Origin of the sequence: Pseudomonas sp. I2, from assembly GCF_040984075.1 — a bacterium.
Classification (GTDB): Bacteria; Pseudomonadota; Gammaproteobacteria; order Pseudomonadales; family Pseudomonadaceae; genus Aquipseudomonas; species Aquipseudomonas guariconensis_B.
This window is the reverse complement of the sequence record NZ_JBCGFQ010000032.1, coordinates 34,879-49,340: the sequence shown is the minus strand read 5'-3', so window position 1 is coordinate 49,340 and position 14,462 is coordinate 34,879. Positions and strand designations below refer to the sequence as shown.

14 protein-coding genes and 1 pseudogene are annotated in these 14,462 nt (G+C 64.5%); 6 read left to right on the top strand and 9 right to left on the bottom strand.

From position 1 onward, the window contains the following. Positions 1-87 precede the first annotated feature (87 nt). Positions 88-2,019 (bottom strand): FTR1 family protein, encoded by a 1,932-nt coding sequence (locus tag WCE05_RS17205; RefSeq protein WP_368816220.1) that lies wholly within the window; start codon positions 2,017-2,019, stop codon positions 88-90. A 212-nt stretch (positions 2,020-2,231) separates the two neighbouring features. Between WCE05_RS17205 and WCE05_RS17200 the strand changes: the two genes are divergently transcribed. The 4 genes from WCE05_RS17200 to WCE05_RS17185 are packed head-to-tail and all read left to right on the top strand — an operon-like array spanning position 2,232 to position 5,360. Continuing rightward, complete coding sequence (locus tag WCE05_RS17200; protein WP_225787676.1) at positions 2,232-3,620, top strand: COG3014 family protein; 1,389 nt, start codon at positions 2,232-2,234, stop codon at positions 3,618-3,620. 15 nt (positions 3,621-3,635) lie between these two features. Then, positions 3,636-4,004, top strand: a complete 369-nt coding sequence (locus tag WCE05_RS17195) for a YcfL family protein (protein WP_225787677.1) — start codon at positions 3,636-3,638, stop codon at positions 4,002-4,004. A 21-nt stretch (positions 4,005-4,025) separates the two neighbouring features. Next, positions 4,026-4,613 (top strand): penicillin-binding protein activator LpoB, encoded by a 588-nt coding sequence (gene lpoB, locus WCE05_RS17190; RefSeq protein ID WP_225787678.1) that lies wholly within the window; start codon positions 4,026-4,028, stop codon positions 4,611-4,613. A gap of 3 nt (positions 4,614-4,616) precedes the next feature. Continuing rightward, the gene (locus WCE05_RS17185) at positions 4,617-5,360 is read left to right on the top strand and encodes a penicillin-binding protein activator LpoB (RefSeq protein WP_368816219.1); all 744 of its coding nucleotides are present in this window, start codon (positions 4,617-4,619) and stop codon (positions 5,358-5,360) included. Positions 5,361-5,533: 173 nt separating this feature from the next. Here the strand turns inward: WCE05_RS17185 and WCE05_RS17180 are convergent, their stop codons facing one another. Further along, the gene (locus WCE05_RS17180; protein ID WP_368816218.1) at positions 5,534-5,989 is read right to left on the bottom strand and encodes a transposase; all 456 of its coding nucleotides are present in this window, start codon (positions 5,987-5,989) and stop codon (positions 5,534-5,536) included. Between the two features lie 244 nt (positions 5,990-6,233). On the opposite strand from WCE05_RS17180, the gene WCE05_RS17175 reads away from it, so the two are divergent. Further along, positions 6,234-7,214: an RHS repeat-associated core domain-containing protein gene (locus WCE05_RS17175; RefSeq protein WP_368816217.1), complete on the top strand. Its 981-nt coding sequence runs from the start codon at positions 6,234-6,236 to the stop codon at positions 7,212-7,214. An 85-nt stretch (positions 7,215-7,299) separates the two neighbouring features. On the opposite strand, the gene WCE05_RS17170 is transcribed toward WCE05_RS17175, so the two are convergent. Continuing rightward, positions 7,300-7,551 (bottom strand): DUF3077 domain-containing protein, encoded by a 252-nt coding sequence (locus WCE05_RS17170; protein ID WP_368816216.1) that lies wholly within the window; start codon positions 7,549-7,551, stop codon positions 7,300-7,302. 528 nt (positions 7,552-8,079) lie between these two features. Between WCE05_RS17170 and WCE05_RS17165 the strand changes: the two are divergent. Then, positions 8,080-8,283, top strand: a pseudogene (locus tag WCE05_RS17165) (cell filamentation protein Fic); the annotation flags it as partial. A 71-nt stretch (positions 8,284-8,354) separates the two neighbouring features. Here the strand turns inward: WCE05_RS17165 and WCE05_RS17160 are convergent. From WCE05_RS17160 to WCE05_RS17135, 6 genes are all read right to left on the bottom strand, one after another. Continuing rightward, positions 8,355-9,773 (bottom strand): efflux transporter outer membrane subunit, encoded by a 1,419-nt coding sequence (locus WCE05_RS17160; protein WP_368816215.1) that lies wholly within the window; start codon positions 9,771-9,773, stop codon positions 8,355-8,357. Next, positions 9,770-10,645 (bottom strand): HlyD family secretion protein, encoded by an 876-nt coding sequence (locus WCE05_RS17155; protein WP_225787683.1) that lies wholly within the window; start codon positions 10,643-10,645, stop codon positions 9,770-9,772. Before WCE05_RS17155 ends, WCE05_RS17160 begins: the two co-directional genes overlap by 4 nt. Beyond that, the gene (locus WCE05_RS17150) at positions 10,642-10,854 is read right to left on the bottom strand and encodes a DUF1656 domain-containing protein (RefSeq protein ID WP_225787684.1); all 213 of its coding nucleotides are present in this window, start codon (positions 10,852-10,854) and stop codon (positions 10,642-10,644) included. Before WCE05_RS17150 ends, WCE05_RS17155 begins: the two co-directional genes overlap by 4 nt. Then, positions 10,851-12,938, bottom strand: coding sequence for an FUSC family protein (locus WCE05_RS17145; protein ID WP_225787685.1), 2,088 nt, complete (start codon positions 12,936-12,938; stop codon positions 10,851-10,853). Before WCE05_RS17145 ends, WCE05_RS17150 begins: the two co-directional genes overlap by 4 nt. Further along, positions 12,935-13,387, bottom strand: a complete 453-nt coding sequence (locus WCE05_RS17140) for a MarR family winged helix-turn-helix transcriptional regulator (protein ID WP_225787686.1) — start codon at positions 13,385-13,387, stop codon at positions 12,935-12,937. The genes WCE05_RS17145 and WCE05_RS17140 overlap by 4 nt, the downstream gene beginning before the upstream one ends. Before the next feature lie 144 nt (positions 13,388-13,531). Beyond that, positions 13,532-14,341, bottom strand: a complete 810-nt coding sequence (locus WCE05_RS17135) for a tetratricopeptide repeat protein (RefSeq protein WP_225787687.1) — start codon at positions 14,339-14,341, stop codon at positions 13,532-13,534. Positions 14,342-14,462 lie beyond the last annotated feature (121 nt).

Sequence of the window (14,462 nt, the reverse complement as noted above, 5' to 3'; positions counted from 1 at the left end):
CTCTGTGATTCCTATGCAGCCAGGCCCCCGGGTGGGACCACTGCCGATATTGTGTCAGGTCCGGCCCATTCGCGGGCAAGCCCACTCCTAGCCGGCTGCCGCGCGCCGCTTCTGCGCCAGACGACTACGTCCATAGAGCACCATGATCGCCAGCAACGCCACCACCTGCGCCGCCAACGAATACGCATCGGCATGGATCCCCAGCCAGTCGAACTCGAAGAACGCCACCGGCCGCGTGCCCAGCACACCGGCCTCCTGCAAGGCCTTGACGCCATGCCCGGCGAACACCACCGACAGCGCGCACAACAGCGCCGCATTGATGCTGAAGAACAATGCCAGCGGCAACTTGGCCGAACCCCGCAGGATCACCCAGGCCAGGCCCACCAGCAGCACCAGCGCCGTGGCGCCGCCGGCCAGCACGGCCCGGTGCCCGGCAGGCCCTGCCTGCAGCCACAGGGTTTCGTAGAACAGGATCACCTCGAACAACTCGCGGTACACCGAGAAGAACGCCAGCACCGCGAAGCCGAAGCGCCCACCGCCGCTGAGCAGGCTGCTCTTGATGTAGTCTTGCCAGGCCGCGGCGTGGCGCCGGTCGTGCATCCATACGCCGAGCCACAGCACCATCACGCTGGCGAACAGCGCCGTGCAGCCTTCGAGCAGCTCGCGCTGGGCGCCGCCGACATCGATCACGTAGGCCGCCAGGGCCCAGGTGGCGAAACCGGCGACCAGCGCCAGGCCCCAACCGACGTTGACGCTGCGCACCGCCGACTGTTGCCCGGTATTGCGCAGGAAGGCGAGGATCGCCGCCAGCACCAGGATCGCCTCGAGCCCTTCGCGCAACAGGATCAGCAGGCCGGAGATGTAGCTGAGCGACCAGCTCAAGCCATCGCTGCCCAGGCGCTTGGCCGCCTCGTCGAGCTTGGCCTTGGCCTCGGCCAGGCGTTGCTCGGCCTGGGCGACCGGCAGGCCGTCCTGCAGCGACTGCCGGTAGGCCATCAGCGCCTTCTCGGTGTCCTTGCGGGCCTGGGTGTCGATGTTGTCCAGGGAGCTCTCCACCAGCTCGAAGCCTTCCAGGTAGGCTGCCACCGACAGGTCGTAGGCCTGGTCGTGGTCGCCCTCGCGGTAGGCAGCCAGGCTCTTGTCCAGGGTGCTGGCGGTGTATTCGAGCAGTTGCGCCGGGCCGCGCTTGACCTGCGGCGGCTGGGCGCGCTGGGCGCGGAACGCCGCCACGGCCTCGGCACCTTCGTTGGTGGCGACCTCGGCTGGGGTCTGGCGGGTCAGGTCGGCCAGGTTCCAGGCCCGGTCACCTTTGGCCGCCTCGGGGTCGGCAGTGAAGCTGGCGATATAGGCCGCCACGTCCCAGCGTTGGCGCTCGTCGAGCTGGTCGGCGAACGACGGCATCTCGGTGCCATCGATGCCCAGCCCCAGGGTGTTGTAGAGGTCGAACAGGCTCAGCTGGTCGAGCCGCTCGGTGCTGCGCAGGTTGGCCGGCGGCGGCTCCAGGCCTACACCGGCCGGGCCGTCGCCAGCACCGCTGTCGCCATGGCAGATCGCGCAGTTCTGCGCATACAGCGACGCGCCGCGGGCCGGGTCCGGCGTGATCACCGGGGCCTGGCTGACCTCGTAGGCCACGGCCAGGCGGGCGCCCAGCTGACGCGCCTGGCGGGCGACGCTGGCCCCGTCCTGGCGCTGGTCGATGGTCTCGCGCAGCGCCTGGACGCCCTGCACCAATGCCTCGCGCTCGGCATGGGCCGGGAGGCCGTCGACCAGGCCGGCCAGGACCGCGCTGAACTCCTGCTGCTCGCGGTATTCCCCCTCGTCCAGCACCTTGCCGTCGCGCACCGTCGGCGGGTAGTCGGCGCCGATGTAGCCCAGCAGGTGCAAGGCCTTGGTCGCCTCGGCAGGGGTTTCTGCCAGCACCAGGGTGCTGCACAGCGCCAGCACCGGCCAGAGCAGCCAGGCGAACAGTCGGGAACGGGAAATCATGGCCAATCTCAACGCAAACACGAAAGCGAACATTGTTCACTTCCACTTTCCCCGGCTCAAGGCTCCCGGGCAGATTTCATGAAAAATCTTGAGACAATTCTCTGAGTGATGGCACTCGAGTAAAAAATGAGATCAACGGGCCATCATATAGCCATAACCTTCGTTATAATCCCGCCGCTTTTTGATAGCCATTTGAAATCACGGCGCTCAGCGCCTTCATTTGTTCCAGGGAAAGAAGATCAACGATGGTACGCGCCCTCCCCTTGGCGACCCTGCTCGCCGCCTTGCAGCTGACTGGCTGCGCCGCCTTCCGTAGCTACGACAGCGAACTGCAGCAAACCAACCAGCACCTGGTGGCCGGCAACGTCGATGCCGCCCTGGCCGTGCTGGAAAGCAATAACAAGGGCGAGGACAAGGACCTGCTCTACTACTTCGAAAAAGGCGAACTGCTGCGCTCCAAGGGCGACCTGCAAGGCAGCCAGGATGCCTGGCGTGCCGCCGACGATGTGGTGTTCCGCTGGGAAGAGTCGGTAAAACTGGACACCGAGAAGTACCTCAGCCAGTTCGGCAGCTACCTGGTCAACGACAAGGTGCGCCGCTACGAAGGCTACGACTACGAAAAGGTCATGCTGACCACCCAGATGGCCTTGAACCTGCTGGCGCAGAACGATTTCGAAGGGGCCCGCACCGAAATCAAGAAAACCCACGAGCGCGAAGCGGTGATCGCCGAGTTGCGCGACAAGGAATACCTCAAGCGCGAGGAAGAGGCCGAGAAGGAAGGGGTCAAGACCGAGTTCAAGGAGCTGCAGGGCTACCCGGTCGCCAGCCTCGACGACCCGGAAGTGGTCAACCTCAAGAACAGCTACCAGAGCGCCTTCAGCCACTACCTCTCCGGTTTCGTCTACGAGGCCCTGGGCGAAAAAGGCCTGGCCGCACCAGGCTACCGCAAGGCCGCCGAGCTGCGCCCGAACACCCCGTTGCTGGAGCAGGCCCTGCTGGACCTGGACAAGCACGACGCCAAGACCACCGACAGCGACGTGCTGATCGTGGTCCAGAGCGGCCTGGCCCCGGCGCGTGACTCCGTGCGCATTCCGTTGCCGCTGCCGATCGATGGCAACCTGGTGATCACCCCGCTGTCGTTCCCGGTGATGAAGGAAGACACCTCCACCGCCCACTTCAGCGAGATCTACCTGAACGACAAGGCGCAGCCGCTGACCGCCCTCAACAGCACCAGCGCCATGTCCCGCCGCGCCCTGCGCGACGACATGCCCGGCATCATCCTGCGCACCAGCGTACGTGCCATCACCCGTGGCGTCGCGCAGAAGAAGATGAACGAAGTCAACCCGCTGGCCGGTCTGGCCATGGGTATCGCCTCGGCCGTGGTCGAGGGTGCCGACACCCGCACCTGGCGCACCCTGCCCAACCAAACCCAGGTCGCCCGCGTGCGCCTGGCCCAGGGCGAACACCGTCTGAGCCTGCCGTCGAGCCTCGGCGGCAGCCAGATCAAGGTGAAGATCGAGCGCCCCTACCAGGTGGTCAGCCTGCGCGTGGTCGGCAACCAGGTCTTCGCCGGCGGCCCTGCCGTGGAAGTCGCGCCGCAAGCCCAGGACCAGGCCATCGCCAGCCTCAAGTAACCTCAAGGAACGAACATGCGCAGAACATGCCTCGCCCTGGTCGCAGCCGCCCTCCTGGCCGGCTGCGCCACCCCGCCCCCGGCCCCGGGCAGCGCCGCCAGCAAGGTGGTGACCATGGGCCAGCTGGATGACTTCGACATCGGCCCGATGCGCGTCGCCCGCGAGAACGGCTTCCTCACCGTCAAAGTGGGGCTGAACAACACCAGCCGCAGTACCCAGACCCTGTACTACCGCTTCGCCTGGCTGGGCAACGACGGGTTCCCGGTGGCCGACGAGGAAAGCTGGAAAACCCTCACCTTGTACGGCAAGCAGGCGAGCTTCCTGCCGGCCATCGCCCCGGTGCCCCAGGCGACTGACTTCCGCCTCGAAGTCCACACCCGGTAACCCCTTTCAGGAGCATTTTCGATGTTTGCACGCATTACCCTCGCCGCCCTCTCTATCGCCCTGGTCAGCGGCTGCAGCACCACCTCGCCGGTTCTTGGCGGCAAGAACATCAGCTACGGCGACAGCAAGGCCGTTGAGTTGGTGACCAACGAGTTCGGCTCCACCGACCTGCAGATGATCGCCGAGAGCATGACCCGCTCCCTGGCCCAGTCCGGCGTGCTGCACGGCCGCCCGGTGGTGCAGGTGTACGACGTGAAGAACAAGACCAGCGAGTACATCGATACCCGCGAAATCACCACCTCGATCAAGACCCAGCTGATGAAGTCCGGCGTGGCGCGCTTCGCCAGCGACAACACCGACATGCAGAGCCAGGTCGACCAGCTCAAGCTGCAGAACCAGAGCGGCCTGTACAAGAAGAACACCGTGGCCAAGACCGGCAACATGATCGCCGCCCAGTACCGCCTGGAAGGCTCGATCAGCTCCATCGTCAAGCGCAGCAGCGACTACAAGGACGTGTTCTACAAGTTCAGCCTGCAGCTGGTGGACGTGGAAAGCGGCCTGGCCGAGTGGATGGACGAAAAAGAAATCCGCAAGACCACGGAGCGCTGACCGATGCGTGCATGGATGGCAATGATCGGCCTGGCCTGTGCGTTCAGCGCGCAGGCGGCCCCGAAGGTCGCGGTCACCGACCTGGCCTACCAGGAGCGTGTGGAGCAGTACATCCACACCATCAACGCCCAGAGCAACCACCAGGCCGGCCTGTACCACGCCAGCGGCTCGGCGAGCTACAGCGAGCATGTGAGCCTGGAGAGCTATATCGAGCAGACCGAACTGCGCAAGTTCAGTGGCGATATCAAAGGCGAGATCCTCAAGAGCGGGATGTTCCAGCTGGTGCAGGGCACGCCCTACACCGCCTCGTCCAGCGAGAACGTCTACGATGTGATCGCGCGGATCAGGAGCGGTGCCTTCGAGGGGGCCGACTACGTGCTGTTCGGCACCTTGTCGGACATCGACTTCCAGCGCGACATCACCTCGCTGGACCATACCGACAGCTACTCGGCGGTGCTGGGCCTGAGCGTGGTGGCGGACTTCAGCCTGATCGACACCCGCACCTACGAGATCACCTCGGCGTTCACCGCCATGGGTGAGGGGCAGGACACCAAGCTGGTGAAAAGCCAGGATGCGCGGGTGACCCTGAACCGGCCGCGGGTGGTACGGGAGGCGTCGAAAGAGCTAGGCCTGGATGTGGCGCAGCAGTTGGCCGAGCAGCTGGGAGGCCCGTTGCCTGGGCAACCCACGCGGCCAACGGGCGGCGGCAACCTGCCGCCTGATGAGCCGGCGCAAATTCTGCGCTGAGCCTTGGGGGCTGCTTTGCAGCCCAATCGCTGGCAAGCCAGCTCCCACAGGGTCCTGCGGGGTTCACAAATCATGTGTCATGCAGAGAAAACTGTGGGAGCCGGCTTGCCGGCGATGGGGCGCGAAGCGGCCCCTGCGATACCGAGCCACTCGCAAGAGGGGCACGGTACCGATCAAAGCCAGACAGCATCCCAGTGCGGATAATCCCCAATCCTCTCAACCAGGCCGGCCCGCTTCGGATTCATGACGATATAGCGCGCCACAGCCTGCACATCCTCTTCCCGACGCAAAGCCCGATCATGCAATCCCTGCTGCCAGAATCGTCCGCTTCGCCCTTGAAGCGCATTGATTGCCTGGGTACTGCGTGACTTCACCCGTCGCATCAGGGTCTTCAGATCCACCGCACCCAACTCCACCAGCCAGTGGAAATGATCAGGCATTACCACCCAGGCCAGGGATCGGGCGTCTCCTTCTTCATGCGCCTTGCGCAGCTGAGTGATAAGCAGACGAGCCACCTGCAGATTTCCCAGTACCGGGGCTCTGTATAGCGTCGTGCTGGTCAGCAGGTACAACCTGCCCGGTTCGGAGAATCGGCCGAGTCTCAACTGATTGGAATGGGGACGATCCATGTGCCCAGCTCCTGCTTTTTGCAGGCCCGGCTAGTGGCTGCGGCTTCGTTCGGACAGGGATGAATTGGCACCTCGTGTGTCATTTGATTCCCACAAGGGCTTCGCTCTTGATCGCTGGCGAGCCAGCCTCCAGAGGTTCAGCGCTCTTGAATATTTGTCCCTACCTGACATTTCTACCAGTTGGCAACGTCCACCGATGCCAGCATGCTCATCGCTGCTCAGTCACTTTCTAAAGACTTTCATCATGAAAAAAAACAAAGGACGGAGATTGCTCTTCTACCAGAACAACCACCTGTACCTTGAGCTCATCGGCAGTGAAAGCCACATCCTCTTGCGCCATCAGAACAGAGTCCATGCACAACAGCAGCCAGGCGAAGGCCTTGCTACCCTTTTTGCGACAGACTTATCGGGCTCGATACTGAGCGTTCAGCCTCACAACACCCATGACCTGAGCTACAGCCCCTATGGCTACAGCCCCCTGACAAACCGTCTTTTGCCAGGTTTTAACGGAGAACGCCGGGACAGGCTGGCCGACGGCTACTTGCTCGGCAATGGCTATCGAGCCTACAGCCCGAGCCTGATGCGATTTCGTTCACCCGACAGTTGGAGCCCCTTCTTCAGGGGCGGCATAAACAGCTACGCCTATTGCTTGGGAAATCCAGTAAACAACGGTGATCCTTCGGGCCATATCCCCCTCAGCTCGGCTTTGCGCTGGAAATACGACATGAACTACCGAAGGACCCGGTTTCAGCCGAAAATCTCGAAAACGCTCGACACCCTTCCTCCACCTATCACGCATACGAAACGGAACTCGGCGCCTGCAATCACCTCAGCCCCCGCCCGGACTGACACCTCTCCAACCAGACAACGCTCAAACAGCTGGACATACACCGAGCCACTGTTCATCAGGGATGATGGTCAGGTTGAACAACGCTGGAAATACATCTCGCTCCCTCCATTACAGGAGAGAACATGGCGAGACACATATGATGGCTGGGCCTTTCATGCCAAGTGGGCTGAGTACCCCACCGACACCTACCGCTATCAAGAGTGGCGGAATAACCAGATAAGGATCCGTGATCTTGGAGACGACATCCTGCTCCTGCATGAGATTGGTCAATTACCTTGGAGCCAACAGGTTGCAGATATTCGGCGATACCAATTCGAGATCCGCAACAGGGTAAATCGCATGTTCGACAGAGAGAAAAGTCGACTCAGACGTTGATGCGGTTTGACGAAGGATCCTGTGGAAGTGGGACGCGAAGCGCCCCACATGGCGGCTGGATGCCTTACCTGACCGGCATTCCCGGCTACCGAGCGCGGTTCATCCCCAACTCCACGTCATTGATCAATGCCTTGGCCATACTGCTGAGCACCCGCGCCGCACTGCCGGCCAGCAAATCGCCTTCCATCTCCGCCTCGGTGGTCAGGTGACGAATACAGCCCAGGAGCATCGACAGCTCATCGAGGGCCCGGTCCAGAGGGACGCCAGGCTGTACCCGGAACAGCTCCAGAAAGGTTTCGACGCCTGCGGTGGTGCAGGCTTTCGGATCATTATTCATTTCATCACTCCTTGACGTGATCGACTCACATTCGGTTCTGCGCACCGACATGGGCGTATGGCAGGGTCAGGTCGGAATGGATGAAGAAGTGGGTTCGGAGGAGGGACTTGAAATGGTGTGGGTCGGGAACGAGCTTTTTCATCGTGAAGTTCCTATTGAGAGGCCATCAGGAACTGCCTTCCTCCTCGTCTCACGGAATTGGGTGGCAGCCACGCGCGGGGTGAGACCCGGGACAATAGGAAAACCCGGCCAGGCCGAAGCCTGCCCACGCGCGGCTGCCATAGAGCGGCGCATATTGTCTCGGGTGTCTCACGCCCGATCGCCCGAAGGCGACCCGACGACGTTATCCGTGAGGCATTTCCCCGACAACACAGAAGCTTCCGCAAGATGCGTAGGATACTTCCCAAGCGCTCGGAAACCGAACCCTTTGGTTTCAGGTTCGGAAAACCCTTACCCGACGTGAGAAAAAAATGCGTGAAAAGCCTAAAAATGAGAATTTTCCTTGTAGAGTGAGGAAAATCTGGGCCAGCGGTGGATGAGCGATACGATGTCAGGGGAAGCGATCTGGCGAACCTGGTGATGATGTGCCTGACCAACGACGGCATCGTCTCGAAACACCGACGCAAGCAGTACCGGTACTCGGTGCCAGCGGAAGTGTTCGATTTCATCGAACAGCAGGCCCAGCGCATGCTCGCGGTACAACGGGCCGACACCGATCAGGAGCAAACCTGACGCCAGCTCCGCGAGGAGGATCATCCACACTGACGCAGTGCTAGCTGTGGCCGGTTTGCTGGTCGATAGGCCTAAGGCTGGGCAGCCTCCTTCCACCCCCCACCCAGCGCCAGGAACACCCCGATCTGCCCCATGGCCACCTGGCTATTCGCCGCCGCCAACTGCGCACGCATGTCGGTATAGGTCCGGGTCGCCTGCAAGTCCGCCAGGAACGACTCGCGCCCGGCCTGGTAATAGCGATGGGTTTGGTCGGCCGCCTCCTTCGCCGAGCGTTCGGCCTCGGCCAGGGCATCGCGCCGCTCCAGCAGTGCGCTGTACTGCGCCAGGCGGGTCTGGGTCTCGCGGATGGCGTTGAGCACCACCCCATCGAAATGCGCCAGGGCGGCCTGCGTGGAGGCCTCGGCTTCGCGGATGCGGGCGCGGGTGCCGTTGGTGGGGATGGTCCAGCTCACCAACGGGCCGAAGCCCCAGCGGTTGGTCGAAGGTTCGCCGAGGTTCTCGAGGATACCGATGGTGCCGACCTGGGCACCGATGCTGATATTCGGGTACAGCGCGCCGGTGGCCACGCCGATGGTCGCGGTGGCAGCGGCCAGCTGGCGTTCGGCCTGGCGCACGTCGGGGCGGCGCTTGAGCAACGCGGCGCCGTCGCCGATCGGGATCAACTGGGCGATATGTGGCAGCTCGGCGCAATCAGCAGTACCAGCCGGCAGTCGCTCGACCGGCTTGGCCAGCAGCGCGGCCAGGGTATACAGGCCCGCCTCGCGCTCGGCCTGGAAACGCGGCAGCTCGGCACGCAGCGACTTGAACTGGGTCTGCGAGCGGGTGACCTGGGTTTCGTCGCCACGGCCGGCATCGCGCAGGCGCTGGGTCAGTTGCACGCTCTGCTCCTGCAGGTCGAGGGACTCGCGGGCGATGTGGTACTCCTCGTTGGCCGAGCACACCTGGGTGTAGGCCTTGACCACGTCGGCCACCAGGGTGATGCGCGCGGTGTCGGCCGCGGCCTGCACGGCATCGGCGTTGGCCTGGGCCGCCTCGGTGCCGCGCTTGAAGGTGCCCCACAGGTCGAACTGGTAGGAGGCACTGAGGATGGCTTCGCCGATATTGGCCACCGGTACCTTCTCCGGCAACAGGAAGGCTTCGCCAGACTCCTGCAGGCGCTGGGCAGCCACCTTGGCACCGCCGCTGAAGCCCCCCTGGGACTCGGCCACCTCGACCTGGGCACGGGCCTTGGCGATGTTGGCCGCGGCTACGCGCAGCTCGGTGTTGGCGGCCAGGGCCTGGCGCACCAGCTCGTTCAGGCGCGGGTCCTGGTACAGCTGCCACCAGTCCTCCGGCACCGGCGCCGAAACCACGCTGTCGGCATCCTGGCGCAGCGGGCCGTTGAGGTCGCTGCGCTGTACGGCTGCGTCTTTCGGCAGCTCGTAGTCCGGGCCGACCATCGCACAGGCACCGAGGGACAGCGCCAGCCCCACCAGCATCAGACGTTTCATGGGTGCTGCCCCTCGATGATCGACACCGTGGCGGTACGCCCGGCGATCATGCGAAAGTCCTCGGGCACCTCGTCGAAGGCGATGCGCACGGGGATGCGCTGGGCCAGGCGCACCCAGCTGAAGGCCGGGTTGACGTTGGGCAGCAGGTTGGCGCCGCTGGTGCGGTCGCGGTCCTCGATACCGGCGGCCATGCTCTGCACATGGCCGCGCAGGCGGGTGTTGTCGCCCATCACGCGGATGTCCACGGCATCGCCGATGTGGATGCCGCTGAGCTTGGTTTCCTCGAAGTAGCCGTCGACGTGATAGGACGCGCTGTCGACCACCGACAGCACCGGCCGGCCAGCGGTGACGAACTCGTGGGCACGTGGGGCGCGGTCGTTGAGGTAGCCATCCACGGGGCTGCGCACCACCGAGCGGTCGAGGTTGAGCTGGGCGGTATCGACCGCCACTTGCGCCTCGTTCACCGCCGAGCGGGCACGGGCCTCGCGGGACTGGCTCTCTTCCAACTGCTCGGCCGCCACCAGGTTGCCCAGCTTGCGGTTACGACGGGCCTCGCGGGAGGCCTGGGCCAGGGTCTCCTGGCGCTCGGCCAGGGTCGCCTGGGCCTGGCGCAGGGCCAGGGTGAAGCGGTCCTGGTCAATGGTGAACAGCACGTCGCCGCGCTTGATCATCTGGTTGTCGCGCACTTCGACCTTCTGGATCAGCCCGGAGACATCCGGGGCGATCTGGATCACGTCGGCGCGGATGTGGCCGTCGCGGGTCCAGGGCGCGAACAGGTAGTACACGACCATCTGCCAGACCAGCACGGCCGCGAACGTCACCACCAGCAATGTCAGGACCACACGGCCCAGGGTCAACCAAGGTTTTTTCATGTCAGCATCAGGTTTCGGCAAAAGTGATCCACCGCACCGAGCAGCACGGCGTAGAGAGCAACGTTGAACAACGCCCGGTGCCAGACCAGGCGGTAGAAATGCAGGCGCACCAGCACGGCGTGCACGCCCAGGAACAACAGGTAGGTGAACACCATCATCACCAGCAGCGTAGGCAGGAACACCCCGCTGATATCCAGATCACCGATCACAGGGGCGCTCCATCGATGCCATGGGGCAGTTGCGGTTGGTCAGCGGGTTCGAGCATCACCTCCACCCCAGGCAACAGGGCCAGGCGCAGGCCGCTCAGGGCATGCAGCAGGTGAACGCGGGCATCGCCACGATCATGGAACGCGTCCAGGGCCAGGGCCTGGCGGGCACGCTCCATGTTGCGCAGCAGCGCCGCCGGCGCGTGCAGACGCTCATTGGCACGCAGGCAGGCGGCGTAATGCGCGCCGACTTCCTCGACCACCGTCTGCAGGCGCTCACGGGCCTGCTGGCCGACCCGTGGCAGGTAGGCCAGCAGGTCGAGCAGGTTCAGGCCCACGCGCAGGTCGCGCAGGGCCACGCCACTGTCCTGGCCGGTCTGCGACAGGCGCGGCAGGTGCTGCATCAGGCGGTCGAGCATCTGCACGCCGACCTGACGGTGCTCGGCCAGGGTCGCCGGTTGGGTCATCTCGACGATGTCGCGCCAGCTGAAACGGGTCAGGCGCTTGGCGGCCAGCTCCACGCCGAACGGGCGCAGCAGCAGGGTCCAGATGAAGGCGAACAGCAGGCCTACCGGGCCAGCCATGTTGGCGTTGATGAAGGTCAGGAAGTCCGCGTCGTAGGCACCCTGGATGCTGATGAAGGTGGCGGTGTTGACGATGGTCAGCAAGGTGCCGAGGTAGAAACGCGGCTGCACGGTCAGGGTACCGACGCAGATGAACGGCACGGCGAAGGCCAGCACCAGCATCGGGAAATCGTGCAGGTTGGGCAGCACCAGGAACAGGTAGACGCTGGAGAAGATCACCGACATCAGCGTCCAGAAGAAGAACCGGTAGATCTGCGGCGCCGGGTCGTCCATGGCAGCGAAGAAGCTGCAGGCCACGGCGGCGAGGATCACCGCGCTGCCACCATCGTTCCAGCCGAGCAGGATCCACAGGCCGCTGGCGACGACGATCGCGGTGACGGTGGAGAACACCGAATAGAGCATCAGGCCACGGTCGAAGAATGGCGTCAGGCGGCCCAGGCGCCAATGGCGATAGACCGCGCGCCAGGGCGTGGCGTCGTCCTTGCGCAGGGCGTGCTGAAGGGTGCAGCAGTCCTGCCAGAGGTCGATCCACTCGGTGAGGCGGTAGAGGGCGTTGGACAGCAGCAGCTCGGGGCGCTGGTCCAGCGCGGCGGCGCTGGGCTGCAGGCGGTCGATCCGCTCGCGCAAGGTGGTCCAGCGCGCCACCGAGGCATCCTCGGCGGTGCCTTCAAGCCACGCGCGAGCCTCGGCCAGCACAGGCTGCAACTGGGCGAACTGGGCCGGGGCGCGGCCTTCCAGGGCGACCAGGGCGTCGTCCAGGGCATCGATCACCGGCAGCAGGTGGATCATCCGCCCGCGCAACTCGCGGGCGTTCTTCAGCGTATGCGGGCCGGCGCCTTCATGGCCGAGCTGGCCGATCATCATTTCCAGGCTGTTGAAGGTGGCGACCATCGAGGCACGCAGGCCGCCGACCTTGTCGGCCGCGACCTCGCGGGCCAGGTAGGTGTCGCTGTAGCGGATCGCCTCGTTGAACCAGTTGCTGGTCGAGCCCACCACCACCGGCGCCAGGCGACGCGGCCAGAAGATCGCCCCGACCACCGCTGCGCAGACGATGCCCAGGCAGATCTCCTGGGCGCGCGAGGACGCCACGTCGAACACCGCCAGCGGGTTGTCGACCACCGCCAGGGCGATCATCGGCAGGGTGTAGCCGGCCAGCATCAGCACATAGTTGTTGGCCGTGCGCAGGTTCAGCGAGAGGAACAGCAAGGTACCGGTCCACAGGGCGATGGCGATGGACAGCAGCAAGGGCGACTGTACCAAGGGCGGCACCAGCAGGACGGCCCCACCCGCGCCAAGCAGGGTGCCCAGGGCGCGGTACAGGGCCTTGGAGCTGGTCGGGCCGACGAAGGGGCTGGAGACGATGTACACGGTGGCCATGGCCCAGTACGGACGAGGCAACTGCATGAGCAGGGCGATGTACAGGGCGATCATGGAGGCGGCGAAGGTACGCACGCCGTAGAACCAGTCGCGGGCCGGTGGTACCGAGCTGAAGAAACCGTTCATGCGACCCCGCCTGAGGTCCCGAGGCCAGCGTCCTCGAAGGCGCGGATCACCCGCAGGGTGGCCTCCAGATCGGCCTGGTCGATGCCGTGCAGCACTTCGCGGCGCAGGCGTACCAGCTCGCCTTCGATGGACTCGGCCAGGGTTCGACCCTGGGCGGTCAGGCTCAGGGCCTTGGCGCGGCGGTCCAGCGGGTCCTCGCTGCGGCAGACCAGGCCGGCCTTGCACAGCTGGTCGAGCAGGCGCACCAGCGATGGGCTCTCCAGGCCGGCGGCCTGGGCCACCGCCACCTGGTGCACACCATCGCCCAGGCGCACGATCATCAGCAACGGCACGGCGCAGGCCTCGGAGATACCGTAGCTGGTCAAGGCCGCATGGCAGATGCGCCGCCAATGACGAGCGGCCACGACCATGCCGCTGCTGACTTTCAGGTGCAGTGCATCAAGCGTCATGTGAGGAACCGAGGATATTCATAGTTTGCTAACTATCAATATACGCCTTGCCCTCCCCCTGTCGTCAACAGGAGGTGACGCAGAGATTGGATGAAAGGTTGTTCATCCAAGGGGGGGCTGGCCTCTGCGTGGTGGTCTGGTTATTCAGGGCTGGATCTGGTCTTCCAGCTTCATGGTCAACGCCAGGCTGCTGCCCATCTGGATCGCCTGGTCACGCCAGGCCAGATAACGTGCACCATCACGGCTGCTGAAATGCACCGCCAGCTCCTCGGCCGCCTGCATCACCCCGGCGGCGGCGGCCAGTTCGAGCCAGTACAACGCGGCCTTGATATCAGCCTGCACGTAAAGCCCATGCAACAGCCGATAGCCCACCTCGAAGCGGCAGCGCGCCTCGCCGTGCTGGGCTCCTCGCAGGAACCACTGGTAAGCCGCCCGCGAGTCGACCTGCCAGCCCAGCGCCGCGTCGCAGACCTCCTCCTCGTAGAGATCGCCCAGCGCCGCCGCGGCATGCGACATACCCCGCTCGAACGCCTGGCGATAGCATTCGGCAGCCTGGGTATAGGAGATTTCCATACCCTTGCCGAAATAGTGCTGCTGGCCCAGGTTGAACCAAGCCGTGGCACTGCCTTGCAGGGCGGCCATGCGCAGCAGGTGCCCGGCCAGCACCGGGTCGGCGCGCCAATACTTGCCGTTGAGCCAGATCCAGCCGAGGTCGTTGAGCGCCGCCACGCTGCCCTCCAGGGCCTGGCCACGCAGGTCGGCGTACACCGCCTGCAGGTCGACAGCCTCATCCAGGCGATCGACCAGGCTGAAGCGCTCGCCCGGCAATGCCTGTTGGCTGGGCAGGCCGATGCTGGCGAAATACCTCTGGCGAGCGGCACAGGCTGGCGCCGAAGCGATCCGCTCGGGCAGCAGGCGAGCAAGCAGCGGGTGGATGTTGCTGGCAGCAGACATGTTCATCCTCATTGAACGACCCACAGCCCCGGCTGCGACCCTGATGAGGCGAGATTCTGCGCGACGCCACGACAAAACCTGTCGCGAACGATTCGATCCAGGGCAACCAATTGCGTCTTCC

Excerpts from the sequence above, each read along its gene's own strand:
- WCE05_RS17205 (WP_368816220.1), bottom strand. The coding sequence starts at position 2,019 with ATGTTCGCTTTCGTGTTTGCGTTGAGATTGGCCATGATTTCCCGTTCC.
- WCE05_RS17200 (WP_225787676.1), top strand. The coding sequence starts at position 2,232 with ATGGTACGCGCCCTCCCCTTGGCGACCCTGCTCGCCGCCTTGCAGCTG.
- WCE05_RS17195 (WP_225787677.1), top strand. The coding sequence starts at position 3,636 with ATGCGCAGAACATGCCTCGCCCTGGTCGCAGCCGCCCTCCTGGCCGGC.
- lpoB (WP_225787678.1), top strand. The coding sequence starts at position 4,026 with ATGTTTGCACGCATTACCCTCGCCGCCCTCTCTATCGCCCTGGTCAGC.
- WCE05_RS17185 (WP_368816219.1), top strand. The coding sequence starts at position 4,617 with ATGCGTGCATGGATGGCAATGATCGGCCTGGCCTGTGCGTTCAGCGCG.
- WCE05_RS17180 (WP_368816218.1), bottom strand. The coding sequence starts at position 5,989 with ATGGATCGTCCCCATTCCAATCAGTTGAGACTCGGCCGATTCTCCGAA.
- WCE05_RS17175 (WP_368816217.1), top strand. The coding sequence starts at position 6,234 with ATGAAAAAAAACAAAGGACGGAGATTGCTCTTCTACCAGAACAACCAC.
- WCE05_RS17170 (WP_368816216.1), bottom strand. The coding sequence starts at position 7,551 with ATGAATAATGATCCGAAAGCCTGCACCACCGCAGGCGTCGAAACCTTT.
- WCE05_RS17160 (WP_368816215.1), bottom strand. The coding sequence starts at position 9,773 with ATGAAACGTCTGATGCTGGTGGGGCTGGCGCTGTCCCTCGGTGCCTGT.
- WCE05_RS17155 (WP_225787683.1), bottom strand. The coding sequence starts at position 10,645 with ATGAAAAAACCTTGGTTGACCCTGGGCCGTGTGGTCCTGACATTGCTG.
- WCE05_RS17145 (WP_225787685.1), bottom strand. The coding sequence starts at position 12,938 with ATGAACGGTTTCTTCAGCTCGGTACCACCGGCCCGCGACTGGTTCTAC.
- WCE05_RS17140 (WP_225787686.1), bottom strand. The coding sequence starts at position 13,387 with ATGACGCTTGATGCACTGCACCTGAAAGTCAGCAGCGGCATGGTCGTG.
- WCE05_RS17135 (WP_225787687.1), bottom strand. The coding sequence starts at position 14,341 with ATGTCTGCTGCCAGCAACATCCACCCGCTGCTTGCTCGCCTGCTGCCC.